The 20,418-nt window shown below is 68.2% G+C and carries 20 protein-coding genes; 13 read left to right on the plus strand and 7 right to left on the minus strand.

Annotation, left to right across the window (positions count from 1 at the left end; all coding sequences use genetic code 11):
- Positions 1–28: 28 nt before the first annotated feature.
- The 3 genes from JC881_RS00725 to JC881_RS00735 form a co-directional block, all read right to left on the minus strand.
- Entirely contained in the window at positions 29–742 is a 714-nt protein-coding gene (locus tag JC881_RS00725) for a flavin reductase family protein (RefSeq protein ID WP_198783805.1), read from the minus strand.
- 153 nt (positions 743–895) lie between these two features.
- Positions 896–2,971 (minus strand): 2Fe-2S iron-sulfur cluster-binding protein, encoded by a 2,076-nt coding sequence (locus tag JC881_RS00730; protein WP_198783806.1) that lies wholly within the window; start codon positions 2,969–2,971, stop codon positions 896–898.
- A 29-nt stretch (positions 2,972–3,000) separates the two neighbouring features.
- Positions 3,001–3,612: a glutathione S-transferase family protein gene (locus JC881_RS00735; protein WP_198783807.1), complete on the minus strand. Its 612-nt coding sequence runs from the start codon at positions 3,610–3,612 to the stop codon at positions 3,001–3,003.
- Positions 3,613–3,764: 152 nt separating this feature from the next.
- On the opposite strand from JC881_RS00735, the gene JC881_RS00740 reads away from it, so the two are divergent.
- Positions 3,765–4,664, plus strand: a complete 900-nt coding sequence (locus JC881_RS00740) for a LysR family transcriptional regulator (RefSeq protein WP_198783808.1) — start codon at positions 3,765–3,767, stop codon at positions 4,662–4,664.
- A 66-nt stretch (positions 4,665–4,730) separates the two neighbouring features.
- On the opposite strand, the gene JC881_RS00745 is transcribed toward JC881_RS00740, so the two are convergent.
- On the minus strand, positions 4,731–5,198 hold the full coding sequence (locus tag JC881_RS00745; RefSeq protein ID WP_198783809.1) for a nuclear transport factor 2 family protein: 468 nt from the start codon (positions 5,196–5,198) through the stop codon (positions 4,731–4,733).
- 241 nt (positions 5,199–5,439) lie between these two features.
- Between JC881_RS00745 and JC881_RS00750 the strand changes: the two genes are divergently transcribed.
- The 3 genes from JC881_RS00750 to JC881_RS00760 are packed head-to-tail and all read left to right on the plus strand — an operon-like array spanning position 5,440 to position 7,557.
- On the plus strand, positions 5,440–5,814 hold the full coding sequence (locus tag JC881_RS00750; protein WP_198783810.1) for a DsrE family protein: 375 nt from the start codon (positions 5,440–5,442) through the stop codon (positions 5,812–5,814).
- Positions 5,815–5,866: 52 nt separating this feature from the next.
- Entirely contained in the window at positions 5,867–6,790 is a 924-nt protein-coding gene (locus JC881_RS00755) for a pyridoxamine 5'-phosphate oxidase family protein (RefSeq protein ID WP_198783811.1), read from the plus strand.
- A gap of 47 nt (positions 6,791–6,837) precedes the next feature.
- Complete coding sequence (locus tag JC881_RS00760) at positions 6,838–7,557, plus strand: hypothetical protein (protein WP_198783812.1); 720 nt, start codon at positions 6,838–6,840, stop codon at positions 7,555–7,557.
- Positions 7,558–7,661: 104 nt separating this feature from the next.
- On the opposite strand, the gene JC881_RS00765 is transcribed toward JC881_RS00760, so the two are convergent.
- On the minus strand, positions 7,662–8,039 hold the full coding sequence (locus JC881_RS00765) for a winged helix-turn-helix transcriptional regulator (RefSeq protein WP_198783813.1): 378 nt from the start codon (positions 8,037–8,039) through the stop codon (positions 7,662–7,664).
- Between the two features lie 87 nt (positions 8,040–8,126).
- Here JC881_RS00765 and JC881_RS00770 point away from each other — a divergent pair, with 87 nt between their 5' ends.
- Positions 8,127–9,266 (plus strand): alkene reductase, encoded by a 1,140-nt coding sequence (locus JC881_RS00770; RefSeq protein WP_198783814.1) that lies wholly within the window; start codon positions 8,127–8,129, stop codon positions 9,264–9,266.
- Positions 9,267–9,293: 27 nt separating this feature from the next.
- On the opposite strand, the gene JC881_RS00775 is transcribed toward JC881_RS00770, so the two are convergent.
- Complete coding sequence (locus JC881_RS00775) at positions 9,294–10,139, minus strand: enoyl-CoA hydratase/isomerase family protein (protein WP_198783815.1); 846 nt, start codon at positions 10,137–10,139, stop codon at positions 9,294–9,296.
- Positions 10,140–10,282: 143 nt separating this feature from the next.
- Between JC881_RS00775 and JC881_RS00780 the strand changes: the two genes are divergently transcribed.
- Genes JC881_RS00780 through JC881_RS00815 form a run of 8 tightly spaced genes read left to right on the plus strand, consistent with a single transcriptional unit; the run spans position 10,283 to position 18,714 of the window.
- A complete protein-coding gene (locus JC881_RS00780; RefSeq protein ID WP_198783816.1) occupies positions 10,283–10,774 on the plus strand; it encodes a PaaI family thioesterase in 492 nt (163 codons plus the stop codon).
- On the plus strand, positions 10,775–11,872 hold the full coding sequence (locus tag JC881_RS00785) for a thiolase C-terminal domain-containing protein (RefSeq protein ID WP_198783817.1): 1,098 nt from the start codon (positions 10,775–10,777) through the stop codon (positions 11,870–11,872).
- Positions 11,869–13,095 carry a thiolase family protein gene (locus JC881_RS00790; protein ID WP_198783818.1) on the plus strand — a complete coding sequence of 409 codons (1,227 nt, stop codon included), beginning with the start codon at positions 11,869–11,871 and terminating at the stop codon, positions 13,093–13,095. Before JC881_RS00785 ends, JC881_RS00790 begins: the two co-directional genes overlap by 4 nt.
- A 40-nt stretch (positions 13,096–13,135) precedes the next feature.
- Positions 13,136–13,621 (plus strand): Zn-ribbon domain-containing OB-fold protein, encoded by a 486-nt coding sequence (locus JC881_RS00795; protein ID WP_198783819.1) that lies wholly within the window; start codon positions 13,136–13,138, stop codon positions 13,619–13,621.
- 6 nt (positions 13,622–13,627) lie between these two features.
- A complete protein-coding gene (locus JC881_RS00800) occupies positions 13,628–15,226 on the plus strand; it encodes an acyl-CoA carboxylase subunit beta (RefSeq protein ID WP_198783820.1) in 1,599 nt (532 codons plus the stop codon).
- Between the two features lie 31 nt (positions 15,227–15,257).
- Positions 15,258–17,285, plus strand: coding sequence for an acetyl/propionyl/methylcrotonyl-CoA carboxylase subunit alpha (locus JC881_RS00805; protein WP_198783821.1), 2,028 nt, complete (start codon positions 15,258–15,260; stop codon positions 17,283–17,285).
- Between the two features lie 35 nt (positions 17,286–17,320).
- On the plus strand, positions 17,321–17,827 hold the full coding sequence (locus JC881_RS00810; protein ID WP_198783822.1) for a MaoC family dehydratase: 507 nt from the start codon (positions 17,321–17,323) through the stop codon (positions 17,825–17,827).
- Positions 17,824–18,714: an HpcH/HpaI aldolase/citrate lyase family protein gene (locus JC881_RS00815; RefSeq protein ID WP_198783823.1), complete on the plus strand. Its 891-nt coding sequence runs from the start codon at positions 17,824–17,826 to the stop codon at positions 18,712–18,714. Before JC881_RS00810 ends, JC881_RS00815 begins: the two co-directional genes overlap by 4 nt.
- A gap of 56 nt (positions 18,715–18,770) precedes the next feature.
- Here JC881_RS00815 and JC881_RS00820 read toward each other — a convergent pair whose 3' ends face one another.
- Positions 18,771–20,396: an AMP-binding protein gene (locus JC881_RS00820; RefSeq protein WP_198783824.1), complete on the minus strand. Its 1,626-nt coding sequence runs from the start codon at positions 20,394–20,396 to the stop codon at positions 18,771–18,773.
- Positions 20,397–20,418 lie beyond the last annotated feature (22 nt).

The raw sequence follows: 20,418 nt of genomic DNA on the forward strand, positions 1-20,418 counted from the left end.
CTCCAGTGCGTTTGGGATGGAAATGAAATCAGGCGGCCGTCGATCCGGATGCGGACCAGCTGCCCGTATCGATCGGCGAAAAGTCGGCGGCGTGCGCGTCCAGCCGCGCCATGCGACGGCCGTCCAGCGACGCGAGCAGATCGCTCTCCAGCGGCGTGGTGAACACGTTGTTCACCAGGCTGTACTCGGCGGCGAGGCGACCGACCGCCGCCAGCGCGGCCGTGTCGATGCGGCCACGGTCCAGGTACAGGTCGTCGCGGATGTGAAAGCGCACCACCTCGCCGAAGACGACGTGGTCGCCCAGGTCGCCGATGGTGATCACCCGCTCCAGCCGGCATTCCATGGCGATCGGCGCGCCCTTGACGCGCGGTGCGCGAACCACTTGGCAGGCCTCTTTCTCCAGGCCCACGGCCTCGAACTCATCGACATCGGAAGGAAATTCGAAAGCGCTGCGGTGCATGTGATGCGCCTGGGGCAGCGTCACGAGGTTCGTCACGAACTCGCCGGTGTCGCGGATGTTGGTGAAGGTGTCCTTGAGCGTGACGCCGTCCGAGCGCGGCTGGAGCGACAACGACACCATCGGCGGCAACCGCCCCACGGCCGTGAAGAAGGAGATCGGCGCCAGGTTGGCCACGCCGCCCGGAGAGAGGGTGCTGACCCAACCGATGGCGCGCGGAAGAATGCTGCCGATCAGCAGCTTGTAGGCGGAAGTTGCATCCAGCGTGCTGGCGTCGATGATCATGGTGTCTCTCTGTTGCCCTTGTTGCATGTCGCTGATGGACACGGTTGGGGAACGATAGGCAAAAGAGACGTGGCTCGATAGTCAGTTCCGTGGACTGCGCCGTTGTGAAAAGTGAAACAGCCTCCCCGGAGACTCGCAGTGCAGGACCATCTGCTACATCGCCAGATGCAGCGCCGCGCCCGACGCCTTCGACGGCATCGCGCAGCAAATCAACGCCTCGCCTTCTTCGAGCGGAAACGAAGGTGTGCTCGCATAGGTGACCGAACCCTCCAGCACGCGCGTCATGCATGTGCCGCAACTGCCACCACGGCAGCCGAACATGGGAGACAGGCCACGCGCTTCCGCCACCTCGAGCAAGCTGCCGTCTCCGGGGTTCCATCGCCCCTCCTTTCCCGATTCCGTGAAGACGAGGCGAACCGATTCGGTCGCTGCCGGTGGCAGCTGCGGCGCCGCGGCCCCATCCGTTTCCCCGGAGCGGCGCAGCGACGACGGCCCGAAGGTCTCGGCATGGATGCGCTCGTCTCTCACGTTGAGTTCGCGCAGGCCGTCGTACGTGGCCTGCATGAAACCCGATGGACCACAGAGGTAGAAGTCGTGGTCGCCGAACGGCAGCGTCGCCTTCAGGAGCGCCATGTCGATGCGGCCTTCCTTGTCGTAGTCGCGCCCGATCACCGCGGCACCGGGCTGGCTGAGCGTGCGAACGAGCCGCACACCGCCGTTGCCGGCTTCCACAAGCGCCGCGATCTCGGCGTCAAACGGCCGGTCCTCCATCGTGCGGGCCGAATGGAACAGCCAGGTGGGTCGCAGCGTTCGCGTGCGTTTTCCTTCGTGCACCAGATGGCGCAGCATCGCCAGCAAAGGCGTGATGCCGATGCCCGCGGCGAGCAGCACGGCAGGCCGTCTTTGCGCGGCGTCCACCGTGAAGGCGCCCGCGGGCGCACGCACCTCGAGCAGCGCGTCTTCGCCCAGCGTGTGAAGGTGCCGCGAGGCCTTGCCGTCTTTCTTGACGCTGATGCGGTACTGGCCGTCCGACGGCGCCATCGACAAGGTGTAGGTCCGGCTCAGCGCCTCGCCGCCGTCGGGCAGCGTCATGCGGATCGGCAGGTGCTGCCCGGGCAGCGGCGGGATCATCGCCATGCCGTCCGCCGGCGACAGATAGAGCGAGCGGACGGAGGCGCTCTCCTCCACCATGCGGGTCACGCGGAACGGGCGCCATTGCTGGGCGAGCGCTTTGGCGGCCAGGCGCTGGTCGGCATCGGCCCAGTTCCCGGTCATGAGCAGGTTCGGCGACCAGCCGTCCGCTTCCATCCGCCAGCGCAAGGGCAGGCCCTCGGGCCGATGCACCACGCGGCGCGCGGTGAACGTCCACAGGCGCTCGGCGCCTTCGAACGCGGCGATCTCGGGCGAATCCAGGATGACCGCGGCATCGCCCGTCATCTGCAGCATGTCGCCCGTTTCCGAATCGACGAACAGCAGGCCGGTCTTCGGATTGACGTGGATGTTGCCCAGCGTCATGAAGAACAGGTTGCCCGAGAAGTCGGGAATGGTGAGCACGCCGTCGCTTCCGACCCGCACGAACCCGGGCTTGCCGCCGCGATGGGAAACGTCGACCTGCCGCGTGCCGTCGTCCCGGTCCACATACGACGCGACATAGAAGGTGTCGGCGCGCTCGATCAACTGGCGGGCGCGGTCGTCGAGGGCATCGAGATGGACCGCCGCAGGCTGCGCGGCTTCTGCCGGATCGCGCGCGAAGCTGAAGCTGCGGTTCTGGATGTACCGCGGGCAGTTGCCGAAGCTCTGGGTGACGTCGATGTCGAAGGACGCGTCGTCGTCACCATCGCGCCGCAGGTTCCCGTTCATCCGGTTGCGGCGGCGCGTCATGAGGTCCACGCCCAGCAGGCCGATCGCATCGCCGGCTTCCATGCCGAGCTCGGCCGGATCGGCTTGGTCTCGCCGCGCACTCACGCGCAACGTCGCGGGGTCGGGCGATTGCAGAAAGCCCGGCTCGCCCGCCCGGAGGGTCGCCCACGCATCGCCCTGCGGATCGACGGTGCCCAGCGCGACGAAATGCAGCAGCGGATAGAAGCTGCGGTGCTGCTCGAGCAGGAAGTTGCGCACATACAGCCGGCCGGGCCGGTCCATGTGCTGGACCACCCCGATGCTCGCCTGGATGGCGAGCTCTCCGGCGTGCCACGGCGACTTCTGGTTCGTGTTGTCTTGATCGGTCATGGTGCTGGCGCGCGGGCTGCTCCGAAGAATCAGGCGGTGAGGCCGACGGGGGTCTTGCGAAATTCGACGAAGCCGGGAAGCGCCTCGATGCGCGCAAGCCAGCCGCGCACGTTCGGGTACGCGTGCAGGTCGACATTGCCTTCGGGGGCGCGCGCGATGTAGCTGTAGAGCGCGACGTCCGCAATCGTGGGCAAGGCGGCTGTGATGAAGCTGCGGCCGGAAAGCTGCGCCTCGACCACGGCCAGCACGCCATGGGCGCGCGTGATGACCTCCTCGGGCCTGAACGACGCGCCGAACACGGTGATGAGGCGGGCCGCGGCGGGGCCGTAGGCGATCTGCCCCGCGGCGACGCTCAGCCATTTCTGCACCGCGGCGGCGGCCGCGGGCGACTCGGGCAGCCAGTCGGTCAACTTCAGCTTCTTCGCGACGTAGACCAGGATGGCGTTCGAGTCGGTCACGATGGTCCCTTCGTCATCGAGCACCGGGACCTGGCCGAAGGCGTTCAGCGCGAGGAATTCGGGCTTCTTGTGCGCGCCCTTGGACAGATCGATTTCGACCAACTCGTGCTCGACGCCGATGAGTCCGAGAAAGAGCCGTGCGCGATGCGAGTGGCCGGAGAGGGGGTGGTAGTACAGCTTCATTTGAGAATCCTTGGAGAGGTCGGATGGAGGAACGGGAAGAGAGGTGTCCTGGAGCACCGATGGTCCCGCCGATCCCCCGCCTCTAGAATCCCTGCGGGCGACAAGTCACCCTTCTCGAAACGTCAACAAATCCACCGCGCAAGGGAACTGAGATGGATCGAATCCAGGCCATGGCGGCGTTCCTGACGGTCGTGGAGACCGGCGGATTCGCCTCGGCGGCGCGCAAGCTCAATGTGTCGCCGTCGGTCATCACCCGCGCCGTTGTCGAGCTCGAGGAGCGGCTGGGCGTGCGCCTTCTCACGCGGACCACGCGCTTCGTGCGGGTCACCGAAGCCGGCACGAGCTACGCGGACAGTTGCCGCCGCATCCTTGCGGACATCGAGGAGGCAGAGAGCGCCGCCGCCGGAACGCATGCCGCGCCGCAGGGCCAGCTCACCGTGACGTCGTCCGTGAATTTCGGGCGCATGTATGTCTCGCCGATCGTGCGCGCCTACCTGGAGCAGTTTCCCAAGGTGGACATCAACTGCTGGTTCATGGACCGCATGGTCAATCTCGTGGACGAGGGTGTGGACGTTGCCGTTCGCATCGGCGAGCTGCCCGACTCTTCCCTGCAGGCCGTGAAGGTCGGCCAGGTGCGCCAGGTGCTCTGCGCTTCGCCGGACTATCTTCGGCGCCGAGGCATCCCCGAACGGCCCGAAGAGCTGACAGCGCACGTCATGATCGCCGCCACCGGCATCACGCCGACGCCCGAATGGCGCTTTCGCGATGGCGACAAGCCCGTGCTGGTGCGGCTGCAGCCGCGGCTCACGGCCACGACGAACGAGGCCGCCGCCGAGTCGGCCGCGGCGGGGCTGGGCATCACGCGCCTGCCCCTCTACCAGATTGCGCAGGCGGTCGAGGACGGCACGCTCGAACTGGTCCTGGAGGCGTTCGAGCGGCCCGCGGTGCCCATCCACGTGGTGCACCGCGAGGGCCGCCACGCCACGCACAAGGTCCGCGCCTTCATCGACATGGCGGTCGATGCGCTGCGCAGCGACCCCAGGCTGCGGTAGCGCTCAGGGCTCCAAGCCCATGCAGCCTCGCCTGCACCGCCCGTCATCGAAGGGCCCCGGGGCGCGTCAGAGTCCGAGATCGCTCAGCCCGGGGTGATCGTCCGGCCGGCGGCCCAGGGGCCAATGGAACAGGCGATGCTCCTCGGAAATCGCCAGGTCGTTGATGCACGCGAAACGGCGCTTCATGAGCCCGCTCGCCTCGAACTCCCAGTTCTCGTTGCCGTAGCTCCTGAACCACTGGCCCGAGGCGTCGTGCCACTCGTAGGCATAGCGCACGGCGATGCGGTTGCCGGTGAACGCCCAGAGCTCCTTGATGAGGCGGTAGTCCAGCTCCTTGGCCCACTTGCGTTCCAGGAACGCTTGCGCGGCTGCGCGCCCTGCGGGGAAGTCCGTCCGGTTGCGCCAGACGGTGTCTTCGGTGTAAGCGAGCGCGACGCGCGACGCATCGCGCGTGTTCCACCCGTCTTCCGCGAGACGAACTTTCTGCACGGCGGATTCGTGGGTGAAGGGAGGAAGCGGTGGGCGGGTTTCCATGAAAGGCTCCTTGTAGATGGGAGGCCCACTGTGCAACGGCGCTGCCGCGCCTTCAATCCTCCAGCCGGCAATTGACCAATGCGGAAACGGCAATGCCGGCCTCTCCCACCCACTGTTCCAAATCCCGAAAGAGCTAATTCTCGGCCAGGGCATTTCTCTCGCGGCAGCGTCTCCCTAGCATCGGAACCCAAGGAGAAGCAACGCTCCTGGAACCCCTGATCCACTCACCCAAGGAACCCTCATGAAAGCCGCAATCATCATCCTCTCCGACCCTGTCTCGGGTGGCGAAGAAGCCCTCGGACGCGCCTTCAACGGCCTGGCCGCCGCGTACGACTTCAAGCAACGCAAGGTCGAGACATCGATCTACTTCCAGGGTACCGGCACGCGCTGGCCCAGCGTGGTCAGCAAGCCGGACCACCCCATCCATGCGCTCTTCAAGGCCGTGGAAGACACCGTCGCTGGCGTCTCGTGCGGTTGCGCGGATGTGTTCGGCGCCCGCGAGGACGCGGTCAAGAGCGGCTTCGACCTGATCACCGACAACAGCGTGCCCGGCACCTCGGGCCTGCCCAGCCTCGGCCAGCTCGTCGAGGACGGCTACACCGTCTTCACGTTCTAACGAAACGCACGCGCCCGCCATCGCCGCCCGACCGAAAAGACAGGAGCACGCCATGACACGACCTTTCGAGTTCCACGACGGAGAGCTGTCCGTTCAGGCACGCGCCGGTGAAGCGGCGGTCGCGTCGCGCAACGCGCGGCTCGTCTCGGACGCGGCCATTCCGGGCGCGCTCGCCTTCATCCGGAAGCAGCGGATGGTCGTCATCTCGAACGAGGATTCGCACGGCCACGTGTGGGCCTCGGTCGTCTTCGGCGCGCCGGGTTTTCTTTCGGCTTCGAGCGAGCGGACCATCCGCATGGAAGGCGGATTGCGCGGCACCGGCGACCCGGTCGGCGCGCACGTCACCGCGGGGTCGCACCTGGGCATGCTGTTCATCGAGCTGGAGACCCGTCGCCGCTATCGGGTCAACGGCGTGGTTTCCGCGGTCTCCGAAGACGGCCTCGACGTGGAGATCCAGGAGGCGTACCCCAACTGCCCGAAGTACATCCAGCGCCGGCAATTGCGGGACGTCGCAGCGGCGACCGGCAGCGGTACCGAGGCGGTGCGCGGCGCGCATCTCACCCCGGACCTCGCCGCGTTGATCGCCGGCGCGGACACGTTCTTCGTCGGCAGCATGCGCCCCGGCGGCGATTCGGACGTCTCGCATCGCGGCGGCCATCCCGGCTTCGTCGGTCTGCTCGATGCCTCGACGTTGCGGATTCCCGATTACCACGGCAACAGCCTTTTCAACACGCTGGGCAACCTGAGCCTCCATCCGGAATGCGGACTCGTCATTCCCGATTTCCAGGGGCAGCGCCTGCTCCATCTCAGCGGAACCGCGCTGTTGCGATGGGACCTGGACGACCACGAAGGCCGCACTGGCGGGACGCGCCGCTTCTGGGATTTCCACATCAGGGAATGGCTCCTGCGCCCGCTGCCGGCGGCGCTCGAATGGGATTTCGTCGACGCCTCCCCTTTCAATCCGGCGGCCTCGTAGCTGCGCAGGGCCTTTCGCCACAACCATCTCAACCTCAGGAGAACGACATGAATCAATTGCTCGAGAAGGCGATCCAGGCGCACGGCGGACTGGATCGCTGGCACCAATTCAAGGAACTGAAGGCGACCATCGTCACCGGTGGCGCGCTGTGGGGCATCAAGGGCCTGGTGCAGGACCCCAGTCCGCGCGAGATGACGATCGCTCTTCACGCGCAGACAGCCTCCGTGCGTCCGTTCGGCAACCCGGACTGGCACACCGCCTTCAAGCCCGGGCGCGTCGCGATCGAGGACAGCGCGGGCGCCGTCGTCCGCGAGCGCCTCGACCCGAGAACCTCCTTCGATGGCCACCAACTCCAGACGCAATGGGACCCGCTGCACCGGGCCTACTTCAACGGCTATGCCCTCTGGATTTACCTCACGACACCGTTCTTCATGGCGATGCCCGGCATGCAGGTGACGGAGATCGCGCCGTGGATCGAAGGCCACGAAAAATGGCGCGGGCTGCGGGTGCGCTTCCCCGAGGGGATCGAGACGCACAGCCCGGAGCAGGACTTCTATTTCGGCGACGACTTTCTCCTGCGCCGGCACGACTATCACGTCGACGTCGCAGGTGGATTCGCAGCGGCCCAGTACGTCACCGAGATCCGGGAGTTTTCGGGCCTGCCGTTTCCGACGCGGCGGCGCGCCTACGTGCGGGACGACAAGGGCTTTCCCAACTTCGATGAACTCATGGTGTCGATCGACCTGGACGACATCCGGCTCGGCTGATGACACGCAAGGCCGGTGGCGTGCGACGGAAATTCACCTGCTGATTGATTTTCAAAAGACTCGCGGGCGATTAAATCGGCGCCGCCTCATGCCCTCCACATGCGTCACCTGGCACGCGCCTGCACGACGGCCTCGCATGGCAGAAGCCGATGGACCTCGTCGACTTCCCTGGCGTGATACGCGCCCCAATCGATCAGCGATTCCAGGATGGGCCGCAGGCTCTCACCCAAAGGGGTCAGCAGGTATTCGATGCCCTGGGCTTCCGCGACCATGGGCCGGCGGCTCACCAGTCCATGTTCCTCGAGCGCTCGCAGCTGTTCGATCAACACCTTCTGCGGTATGCCGGCAATGCGCTTTTCCAGCTCGCAGGTGCGTTGCGGGCCGTCCCCGAGGACATGCAGGATGACCGCTTTCCACCGGCCGGACAGGATGCCCAGCGCGCGCTCCACCGGCAAGCCCGGAAGCCGTTTGATGATCTTCATGCGAAACCGCTGACCAATGCGTGTGTAGATGGAATGCCGCGCGAGAAATAACCTTCGATCCATCTGAAATCAATCGAAGGAAGACCTGTGGCAGACCTGTTTGAATCCCACCAGTTGGGCGGCACCGTTGCGCTCAAGAACCGCATTGTCATGGCTCCGATGACCCGCACGCGCACGTCCGAGGGCGACGTCCCCAATGCGCTCATGGCCAAATACTACGGACAGCGGGCCGGCGCCGGCCTGATCCTGACCGAAGTCACCAATGTTGCGCCGTCCAGCAAGGGCTACGCGCTGATGCCCGGCATCTACACCGAAGCCCAGCAAAAAGGGTGGCGCCTGGCGACCGACGAAGTTCATCGCGTGGGAGGCAAGATCTTCCTGCAGCTCTTTCACGTCGGGAGGATGGCGCATCCATCGCTCATGCCCAACGGCGAAGCGCCCTGGGGCGTGACCGCGCAAAGGGCCGAGGACGCCGACGTGTTTGTCCAGGATGCGCATGGCAAGCTGGGCTTCGTTCGTGCGGGTGCACCGAGGCGGCTGGAGACAGAAGAAGTCTCGGCCCTGGTCGGCACATTTTCGGAAGCCTTCGCCCATGCGCGTCGGGCCGGCTTCGATGGCGTGGAGATCCACGCGGCCAACGGCTATCTGATCGACCAGTTCATGAACTCCGCGCTCAACACCCGCGACGACCGCTACGGCGGCAGCAACGCCGAAGACCGCACGCGATTCCTGATGGAAGTCGTCGACGAGGCGGTGCGTCAGTTGGGCCCCGGGCGCGTCGGCGTTCGCCTCTCACCCTTCGGCAAGTTCAACGCCATGCCGGCGGACCCGCGCGTCGAGGAAACCCTGCTGCATGTCGCCGGGCAACTGGGTCGCCGCGGCGTGGCCTACATGCACCTGGTCTATCAGCTCATGCCCGAGGGAAACATGGACACCAGCGAGTTCGAGGAACGCCACATCGACCATGCGTTGCTGGCCAAGGTCCGCGCCGCTTTTCCCGGCGCGATCGTCTGGTGCGGCGGCTTCGCGAATCCTGAGAGCGCTCAGGCTGCGCTGGACACCGGTCTGGTCGACCTCATCGCCTTCGGCAGACCCTACATCGCCAACCCCGACCTGGCGGAGCGGCTGAAGCACGGTTGGCCGCTGGCCGAGGCGGACCCATCGACCTTCTACACCCCTCGCGGCGAGGCGGGGTACACGGACTTTCCTGTTTATTCGGCCGATTGAGCGAGCGGTCGTTGAAGTGCGGCCTTCTTACCATTCGCCAAAACGCGGCTGGCGCTTTTCGACGAATGCCGCCATCCCCTCTTTCCACTCGTCACCGCCGACCAGCATCGACAGTGCGTCCACGCCGAAGCGACGCGCCGAGCGCAGGTCCGCGTCCTCGCTGGTGTAGATCGTCCGCTTCGACTGCGTGAGCGCGGTCGGGGCGAGCGCGCGCAGCTCGTGCGCAATGCCCAGTGCCGCACCCATCAGCCGGTCGCCGGGCACCACTTCCGAAAAGAGGCCGTGCTGCGCGGCACGGGTGGCCTCGACATGCGTGGCACGAAGAATCCAGTCGAGCGCCGTGCTGCGCCCGACGTGCCGAATGAGTTTCTGCACGCCGCCCGCACCGGCGATGGCGCCCAGCTTCGTCTCGGGCAAGCCGACCTTGGTGCGCTCGTCGATCACGCGGAAGTCGCACGAGAGCGCCAGCTCGAAGCCGCCGCCCAGCGCATAGCCGTTGATCGCGGCGATGGTCGGGAAGCGCAGTTCCTCGAGCCGATCGAACAAGGTGGCGATGCGCGCGAAGTAGGTGTCGCGCGACTGGAACGGCTCGACGATGTGTGCCTGTGCGCCCGCGAAGTACTTCAGGTGCGCCCCGCAGCAGAAGGCCCGCTCCTGCCCCGTGACGATCAGCGCGCGCGTCTTGCGGGCCTCGCACCAGTCGAGCGCGGCGGAGAACTCATCAAGAAACTCCAGCGTCAGCGTGTTCATTTCCTTGGGCCGCGTGAGCGTCATCAACGCGATGCCGCGGTCGATCCAGCCGATGGTCAAGGCTTGGCCAACGCGCTTGTCTTCGCTGGAATCGGGGTGAGATGAAGATGGCTTGGTTGTCATGGCATTCCCAAAAGTGAGTGGAGGAAAAAAGAGCTGTTGCCCGTCGAACTCACCAATTGTCCATCAAACTAACCCATCGGTTAGTTTCTTGACCGCACGGATTTTCTGACGCATGATGCAGCCTCAGAGACACGAGGTAACGCATGACGTGGAGCATCGACGAATGGAACAGCAAGGCGTTCATGCAATGGGCCGGCTTGCGCGTGCTGAGCGCTTCTGACGGCGCGGCCACCCTCGAACTGGACGTGCGCGACCATCACCGCGGCGGCGGCGGCACGCGCGCCATCAACGGCGCGATCGTGGCCTACATGCACGACGTGATCCAGGGCGTGGCGATCGGCTCGCTGCTGGAGGCCAACGTGCTTCGCATGGCCACGCTGCACCTGAACATCGAATACCCGAAGCTGCTGCTGTGCGACGACAAGGCGATCGCCACTGCCCGCGTGCTTCGCCTGGGCCGCACCATCGCCTTCTGCGACAGCGACTTCCGCGATGCCGCCGGCGACATCTGTTCGCGCAGCACCGGCACCTACCAGATCAAGCGCAGCCGCGCGAGCGATGCGCTGGCCATGCCGCCCCCTCATGCGGGAGGCCCCGTGCCGCCCGTCGCCTTCACCACATCCACCGAGGACTGAATGAACGTCTATGTACTTGGGGTCGCGATGCACCCCGGCTCCGCATCGATCGACGACAAGCGGCTTGAAGAGATCGTGCACGACACCGCGCGCGCGGCGCTCGACGATGCCGGCATCACCCGCGCCGATATCGATCACGTCACGCTCGGCGGCTGCGACGAACTCGACGGCCGCGGCATCACCAGCATGCTCATGGCCGCGCCTGCCGGCGCCTACCTTCGCGACGAGATGCGCGTGACCGACTCGGGGCTGATGGCGCTGTGCATGGGCGCCTTGCGCGTGGCCACCGGGCGCTTCGACTGCGGCCTGGTCGTGAGCTGGAACCAGACCTCGATCGGCTCGGTGGAAGAAGTCACGCGCATGCGCGCCGAGCCCTTCACGCTGCGCCCCATGGGCCTGAACCGCGCCGTGACCGACGGGCTGTTCGCCCAGGCCGTGGCGCGCGGCACCGGCACCACCGAAGCCGAGGTCGATGCGCGTGTGCAGCGCCGCATGACCGCCGCCGAAAGCAACCCGCGCCGCGCCTCCAGCCGCGGGCGCCACACCGATGCCGGCCAGCCCTCGGGCTATGTCGCCTACCCGCTGTCGGGCCGCCAGCGCGCGCCCGTGACCGACGGCGCCGCGGCGCTGGTGCTGGTGTCCGAGCAATGGCTGGCCGCGCATCCACAGGCGCGCCCCATTGCGCGCATCGGCGGCGCGGCCTGGGGCGTGGACAGCTACCGCCTCGACGGCGAGCGGCTGGGCAGCCTGGCGGTCTACAAGAAGGCCTTTGCCGATGCGCTCGCACGGGCGGGCCTGGACAGCCTCGCCGAACTCGACGCGGTCGAACTCGAAGCGCAGGACGGCTGGTACGACGCCGCCTTCGACAAGGCCCTGTCGGCACCGCCCCAGGTCGCGCTCAGTCCCTCGGGCGGCGCATGGGCGCAGAACCCCTATTTCTGCACCGGCCTCATCAACGCCGTCGAGGCGGTGCTGCAGGTGAGCGGCCGGGCCGGCGCGGTGCAGGTGAAGGACGCAAGGCGCGTTGCCGCCCACGGCACGCACGGTTTCGCACAACAGGGCCACGCGGTCGTCATCATGGAAAGGGCCGCGGCATGAACGGCGCACGGACAACCACACAGCGGCAGGAAGCGGTCGCCATCGTCGGCACCGGCCAGACACCGTTCCGCTCGCGCCACGACGACAAGACCTACCCCGAGCTCGCACAGGACGCGGTCGTGCTCGCGCTCAAGGACGCGGGCATCGGGCCCGACGAGGTCGATGCGGTGGTGTTCTCGATGGCGCCGACCCAGTTCATGGGCGTGGCGGACGTGGAGAAATGGGCGGTCGACTACACCTGGGCCCGCGGCAAGCCGTTCCTGCGCATCCACACCGGGGGCGCCACCGGCGGCTCCGCGCTGCAGGCCGGCTGGTCGCACGTGGCCAGCGGCTACTACCGCACCGTGCTGGTGGTGGGCGCGGACCGCATCACCGAGACGCCCGACGCCCAGCATGTGCTGAACCTGATCTGGGACCAGTTCTACGAGCAGGACTTCGCGCTCAACACGGTCACCATGACCGCGCTCGCGGCGCAGCGCTACATGCACCGCTACGGCACCACCGAGGAGCAGTTCGCACGCGTGGTGGTGCGCGGCCGCGGCAACGCCATGCGCAACCCCAACGCGCACCTCAAGGGCCACGTCACGGTGGACGACGTGCTCAATTCGCCGCGCGTGTCGTGGCCCTACAAGCTCTTTGACATCTGCCCGCGCTCGGCCGGCGCCGGCGCGGTCGTGCTCACCACCGAAAGCGCGGCGCGCGAGCGGCGTGCGCGGCCGGCCTTCATCACGGGCATCGGCGGCATCGCCAACACCGTCTACATGGGCGACCGCATGACGCCCAAGGCCGACACCGACTTCGCCGACCAGGGAGAAATGGTGCTGGCCGCCCGGGAGTGCTATGCCCAGGCCGGCATCACCGACCCGATGGCGCAGATCGACGTGGCCGAGCTCTACGACCCGTTCAGCACCTTCCAGTTTCCGCAGCTCGAGTCGTTGGGCTTTTGCGCGCGCGGCACGGCGCAGAACCTCTCCGACGAAGGCGCCTTCGACATGGGCGGCCAGCTGGCGGTCAACCCCTCGGGCGGCACGCTGTGCACCAACCCGATCGGCGTGACGGGGCTGGTGCGCGTCATCGAAGCGGCCCGCCAGGTCATGGGCACCGCCGGCGACATGCAGGTGGCGAACGTGCACAACGCGCTGGCGACCGCCGCCGGCGGCTCCACCCAGTTCTTCACGACCACGCTGATCAGCGACGAGCCGCGCACCGGCAACGCCGCCTGAACCCCTCCCTGTCTCGCCATCGCCCACCAGGAATCCCATCATGAGCAAAGCCCCCAGCAGCACCCCCTCCTCCACGCCCGCCAGCCACGTCCTCGAGGGCGAATGGCATGTGCGCTACCGCTACCCGCTCGGCGAGGTGTCGGCGCGTTTCTTCGACGCGCTGCGCGAGCGCCGCATCATGGCCTCGGTGTGCAGCAAGTCGGGCCTGACCTACCTGCCGCCGCGCGCCTACTGCGAGCGCAGCTTCGAGCCCTGCGACGGCGTGGCCGAGGCCGGCCACGAAGGCACCATCGAGGCGGCAACCATCGTCACCGCCGCGTTCGAGAACCTGCCGCCACCGCCCTACGCCATCGCCTACGTGCGCCTGGACGGCGTGGACACCGCCATGGTCAACTTCGTGCACGGCCTGGACCTGTCCGACGTGCCGGCGGCGGCCGCCAAGCTCGCGCCGGGCGCGCGCGCCAGGGTGAAGTTCATCGATGCGCCGCAAGGCCGCATCACCGACTTCCACTACGAACTGGCCTGAGCCGCGATGAGCACGTTGCGAACCCGGCTGCACGCGGGCAGCGCCGCCTTCGAGACCAACGCCGCGCACCAGGCGGCACTGGTGGGCGAGTTGCGCGAGCGCCACCGCACGGTGCTCGCCGGCGGCGGCGCGGCCATGGCGGCGCGCCACCACGCGCGCGACAAGATCCTGGTGCGCGACCGCATCGACCTGCTGGTCGACCCGCTGACCGCCTTTCTCGAACTCTCCCCGCTCGCGGCCTGGGGCCAGTACGGCAACGAGGTGCACTCGGCCGGCATCGTCACGGGCATCGGCGTGGTCTCGGGCACGCCCTGCATGATCATCGCCAACGATGCCACCGTGAAGGGCGGCTCCTTCTTCCACGAGACGGTGAAGAAGCATGTGCGCGCGCAGGAAATCGCCGAGGAAAACCGGCTGCCCGTGATCTACCTGGTCGACTGCGGCGGTGCCTACCTGCCCGAGCAGGACCGCGTGTTTCCCGACAAGGACCACTTCGGCAACACGTTCTACCGCCAGTGCCGCATGTCGGCCAGCGGCCTGGCGCAGATCTCGGCGGTGTTCGGCGGCTGCACGGCCGGCGGCGCCTACATCCCTGCGCTTTCCGACGAAGTCGTGATGGTGCGCGGCCAGGCCCGCATCCACCTGGGCGGCCCGCAGATCGTGAAGGCGGCCATCAACGAGATCGTGGACGGCGAGACGCTCGGCGGCGCCGAGATGCACGTGAAGGTCTCGGGCGTGGCCGACTACCTGGCCGACAACGAGGCGCAGGCCCTGCAGCGGGTGCGCGAGATCGTGCGCACGCTCAACCGCAGCCCGCGCCGCCACGGCGCGCTGCAGCCGCCGCGTGCGCCGCTGCACGACACCGCCGAACTCGCGGGCGTGCTGCCGGCCGACCCGAAGCTGCCTTACGACGTGCGCGAACTCATCGCGCGGCTGGTCGACGGCTCGCAGTTCCAGGAGTTCAAGCCCGACTTCGGCAGCACGCTGGTGTGCGGCTTCGCGCACTGGGGCGGGCATCCGGTGGGCATCCTGGCGAACAACGGCGTGCTGTTTTCCGAATCGGCGATCAAGGGCGCGCACTTCATCGAGCTGTGCAACCAGCGCAACGTGCCGATGCTGTTCCTGCAGAACATCACCGGCTTCATGGTGGGCACCGAGGCCGAGCGCGGCGGCATCGCGCGCCACAGCGCCAAGCTGGTCTATGCGATGGCCACGGCGCGCGTGCCGCGACTCACGGTGATCATCGGCGGCTCCTACGGCGCGGGCAACTACGGCATGTGCGGGCGCGGCTTTGCGCCGCGCTTCCTGTTCGCGTGGCCCAATTCGCGCATCGCGACCATGAGCCCCGACGTGGCCAGCACCGTGCTCACCGAGCTGCGGCGCAGCAGCAGCAAGGGCCATGCGAGCGAGGAAGACATCGCGCAGATCGACCGCCAGACGCGCGCCCAGTTCACCGAACAGAGCGACCCCTACTACGCCACCTCGCGCCTCTGGGACGACGGGATCATCGAGCCCGGGCAGACGCGCGAGGTCATCGCGCTGTGCCTGGCGATCGTCGCGATCGAGCCACCGGTCGAAGGGCCGTCGCCGGTCTTCCGGATGTAGCCCGTCCGCCCATCAAGAGAAAAAAAAGCCAATGTTCGACGCCATCCTGATCGCCAACCGCGGCGAGATCGCCTGCCGCATCGCGCGCACCTGCCGACGCATGGGCATCGCCTCGGTCGCGGTGTATTCCGAAGCCGACCGCCATGCGCGCCACGTGAGCGAGTGCGACATCGCGGTGCCGATCGGCCCGGCCGAAGCCGCCGCCAGCTACCTCAATGCGCAGGCCATCGTCGATGCGGCGCTCCGGGCCGGCGCGCAGGCGGTGCATCCGGGCTACGGCTTCCTGTCCGAGAAGACGGTGCTGGCCGAGCTGTGTGCCGCCCACGGCATCGAATGGATCGGTCCGCGGCCCGAGGTGATCCGCCAGATGGGCTCCAAGATCGAATCGAAGTTGCTCGCGCAGCGCGCCGACGTGCCGACCGTGCCCGGATACCACGGCGAAGACCAGACGCCGGCGCACCTGCTCGCGCGCGCCGAGGCCATCGGCTGGCCTCTCCTCATCAAGGCCAGCGCGGGCGGCGGCGGGCGCGGCATGCGGCGCGTGGAGAACGGCGCGCAGTTCCTGGCGCTGCTCGACGAGGCGAAGAGCGAGGCGCTGCGCGCCTTCGGCGACGACCGCGTGCTGCTCGAGAAGCTCATCGCGCGCCCGCGCCACCTGGAGGTGCAGCTCATCGGCGACCGGCACGGCAACCTGCTGCACCTGTTCGAGCGCGAATGCTCGATCCAGCGCAACTACCAGAAAGTCATCGAGGAAGCGCCGGCCGCATGGCTCGCGCCTGAGACCCGCGACAGGCTGCATGCGCACGCGCTGCGGCTGGGCCGCGCGATCGGCTACGACTCTGCCGGCACGGTCGAGTTCGTGCTGGAGGACGGCACGCCCGAGCCCTACTTCCTGGAGATGAACACGCGGCTGCAGGTCGAGCACCCCGTGACCGAACTGGTCACCGGGCTGGACCTGGTGGAGCTGCAGATCCGCGTCGCGGCCGGCGAAGTGCTGCCGCTCGCGCAGCACGACATCGCCGTGCGCGGCCATGCGATCGAGGCGCGCGTGAACTGCGAAGACCCCGCCCACGGCTACCGCCCGCAGATTGGCACCATCACCGGTTACGAGGCGCCGGTGCGCGAAGGCCTGCGCATCGACAGCGGCGTGCAGCGCGGCAGCGAGATCACGCCGCACTACGACTCGATGATCGCCAAGGTGATCGGCTTCGGCGGCACGCGCGCGACCGCCACGCGGCGATTGGTCGAAGGGCTCGACGGTTTCCACGTGGACGGCGTCGGCACCAACCAGGCCTTCTTGCGCGACGTGGTCACGCATGCCCTCTTCCAGCAGCACGCGCTGACCACGCACTACCTCGCGGAGGCTTTTCCCGGCGGCTGGCGCCCGGCCCCCGCACTCGTGCATGAAGCGACGGCGGCTGCGCTGTTCAGCCGGCTTGCGCCGGCCCTGCGCGGTAGCCAGGCGAGCGGCGATCCGTGGGGCGCCGCAGGCGGCTTCCGCGTGGTGGGACGCGCGCCCGGCGCGGCCAGCACCTGGGTGGTCGAGGGACTGGGCGACGAGCCGGTGGAGGCTTCGCTCTCGCGCGAGGGCACGGCGTGGCGCCTGCGCTGCGGTGCCGGCGAGGCGACTGCCCTGTCGCTGCAGCTGCAGCTGCAGGAGGCCGAGAACGGCCGCGCCGTCGATGTCACGCGCGATGGCCAGACCAGGCGCTTCGGCATCGATGCCGGCGCCGAAGCGCACGTCGTCATCGTCTCCCACGGCGGCCAGCGCTTCGAGCTGGCGCTGTCATCGCGCCTTGACTGGATGGCACGCCCGACAGGCGCCGCCGCCCAGGCGCAGGGCGCGGTGCGCGCCAACATGCCCGGCATGGTGACCGAGGTGCACGTCGCACCCGGCCAGCAGGTCAAGGCCGGCGACCTGGTGGCGGTGATGGATTCGATGAAGCTGCTCTACAGCTACGCCGCCGCGATCGACGGCCAGGTGATGGCCGTCGCCTGCAAGGTCGGCCAGACCGTCGCCAGCGGGCAGCTGCTGGTGGAGATCGCCGCGCCGGCCTGATCGGGCCGCGGCACGAACAACAAGGAGACAAGGCAATGGCAGGTCTGTATTTCGAGGAATTCCGCGCGGGCATGGTGTTCGAGCATGCGTGGACGCGCACCGTCACCGAGGGAGACAACATGACCTTCTCGATGATGACGATGAACCCGCAGCCGCTTCACATCGACGCGCACCACGCGGCGCGCACCGAGTTCGGCCGGCCGCTGGTGAACAGCCTGTTCACGCTGGGCCTGATGATCGGCATCAGCGTGAACGACACCACGCTGGGCACCACCATCGCCAACCTGGGCATGCGCGACGTGTCGTTCCCCAAGCCCGTGTTCCAGGGCGACACGCTGCGCGTGCGCACCGAGGTGGTCAGCCTGCGCGAGAGCCGGTCGCGGCCCGAGGCGGGCATCGTCGAGTTCCGGCACGTGGCGTCCAACCAGGACGGCGTGGAGGTGGCGATCTGCCTGCGCTCGGCCTTCATGCACCGGCGGCCGCGCCATGCGGCTGGCGTGGCTGGCGTGGCTGGCGTGGCTGATGCGGCCGGCGCGGCATGACGGCAACGACGCTGCGCAGCTGGCTGTTCGTTCCCGGCGACGACCCGCGCAAGATCGCGCGCGGCCTGGCCGGCGAGGCCGATGCGCTGATCTTCGACTGGGAAGACGCCGTGGCCGCGCCGCGCAAGGGCGAAGCGCGGCGCCTGACCTGCGAGGCCATTGCAGGCGCGGGCGAGACACCCGCGCAAGGCCATGGCCCGCAGCGCTGGGTGCGCATCAACGCGCTCGACAGCGAGGCCGCTGCGGCCGACTTTGCCGCCCTCCCCGCCACCGGCATCGAAGGCATCGTCGTGCCCAAGGCCTGCGGCCCGCAGGACGCTCTGCGCACCGCCGAACGGCTGGCGGCGCTGGAGCGCGGCCGGGCCGGTACGCCCGGCCGCCTGCGCATGGTGCTGGTGGCCACCGAAACGGCGGCATCGGTGCTGGCGCTGTCGGATTTCCGCGCGCCGGTGCCGCGGCTCGCCGGCCTGATGTGGGGCGGCGAGGATCTGTCGGCCGACCTGGGCGTGCGCCGCAACCGCGAAGCCGATGGCAGCTACCGCCCGGTGTTCCGGCTCGCGCGCGACCTCACGCTGTTGGCCGCGGCCGCCACCGGCGCCACCGCGATCGACGCGGTGTTCACAGACGTGCGCGACCACGCGGCGCTGGAGGCCGAATGCCGCGAGGCGCGCACGATGGGCTTCACCGCCAAGGCGGCGATCCACCCCGGCCAGGTGCCGGCGATCCATGCGGGGCTGCGGCCGGACGACGAGGAACTGGCCTGGGCGCGCCGGGTGCTCACCGCGCTGGCGGGCACCCGCAGCGGCGTGGCCATGCTGGACGGCCGCATGATCGACGAGCCTCACCGGCGCCTGGCGCATCGGCTGCTGGCGCACGCCGCAGCCTGAAAGAAACGGCGTTGAAGCAGCGCTGAAGCAGCGCCACACCGGGCGCCGATTTCCTTTCAGCGCCGCACCTCGATCCCTTCGCGCTCGCGGTCCCACAGCGCTTCGCGGCGCGATTGCGCATCCTGCTTGAGCTTGTACTTCTCGATCTTCTCGCTCGCGGTCTTGGGCAGGGCGTGGATGAAATCGACGAAGCGCGGCACCATGTAATAGGCCATGTTGGCGCTGCAGAAGTGCACCACCTCCTCGTGCGTGAGCGCGCTGCCGGGGCGCAGCACCACGTAGACCATGACCTCGTCCTCGCCCAGCTCGGAGGCCACCGGCACGGCCGCCGCCTCGTACACCTCGGGGTGGCGCGAGAGGATCAGCTCCACCTCGTAGGCGGAGATGTTCTCGCCGCGGCGGCGGATCGCCTCCTTCTTGCGGTCGACGAAGAACAGGTAGCCGTCGCCATCGAGGTAGCCGCGGTCGCCCGTGTGGAACCAGCCGCCGCGGCATTCGCGCGCGGTGACCTCGGGCATCTTGTAGTAGCCGAGCATCATCGCGCCCGGCTCGGTGGCATGCATGCAGATCTCGCCGACTTCGCCGGCCGGCAGCGGCTCGTCGTAGTCGTCCACGATGCGCAGCCGCACGTCGTCGCGCGGCTTGCCGGCGGAGCCGGCCTTGTCGTCGGGGTCCTCGGGCGTGAACAGCGTCATCGCGAAGTTCTCGGTCATCGCATAGACCGAGGTGATGCGCACGCCGTAGCGCTGCTGGAACTCGTCGTAGATGGCGGTGGGCACCGGCACCATCATGGCCTGGCGCACCCGGCTGCCCTGCTCCTCGGGCGTGGGCGGCAGCTTCCAGAGGATGTTGGTCATCGCGCTGAGCGAGTTGAACTGCGTGGCGCCATGGCGCGCGATGTCGGGCCAGAACTGGCTGGCCGAGAAACGCGGCGCCAGCGCCACCGCCGCGCCCGCGGCCAGCGCCGCGTAGCTGGAATACCAGAGCGCGTTGCCGTGGAAGAGCGGCAGGCACACATAAAGCACATCGTCGCGGGTGTAGCCGAAGTTGCCCGCCACCGAAATGCCGACGCCGTGCCCCTGCGAATGCGGGCTCATCACGCCCTTGGAGGGGCCGGTGGTGCCCGAGGTGTACATGATCAGGTGCATGTCGCTCGCGCGCACCGCGTCCAGCGGCAGTTGGGCATCGCTGCCGCGCGCGAGTTCGCCGATGTCGATCACCGGCCGGCCCCCGGCCTGCACATCGCCGGGCGATCCGCCCTGCAGGATCACGCCGCGCAGGCCCGGCAGCTCGTGCACGATGGAAGCCAGGCGCGGCGCGAATTCGGCGTCCACGGCGATCCAGGCCGAGTCCGACTGCTCGATGAAATAGCGCAGCAGCTCGCCCTTGGCGGCCGTGTTCACCGGCACCGCCACCGCGCCGATCTTGCCCAGGCCCCAGAGCAACCAGAGAAACGCCGGCCCGTTGGGCAGCAGCACCGCCACATGGTCGCCCTTGCGGATGCCCAGCGACTGCAGGCTGTGCGCGTAGCGGTTGGTCATGCGCTCGAGCTCGGCGTAGCTGATGGCCTGGTCCTGCCAGCGCATCCAGGGGCGCTCGCCCTGCGCCTCGGCCTGGGTGGCCAGCATGCGGCCGATCGTCCGGTGCTCGATCGGGTAACGCGTCGATAGGGGGTTCTTCATCGCAACTTCCAACTCTCCGGAT

This window comes from Variovorax sp. IB41, from assembly GCF_016405905.1.
In the GTDB taxonomy this organism is placed as follows: domain Bacteria; phylum Pseudomonadota; class Gammaproteobacteria; order Burkholderiales; family Burkholderiaceae_C; genus Variovorax.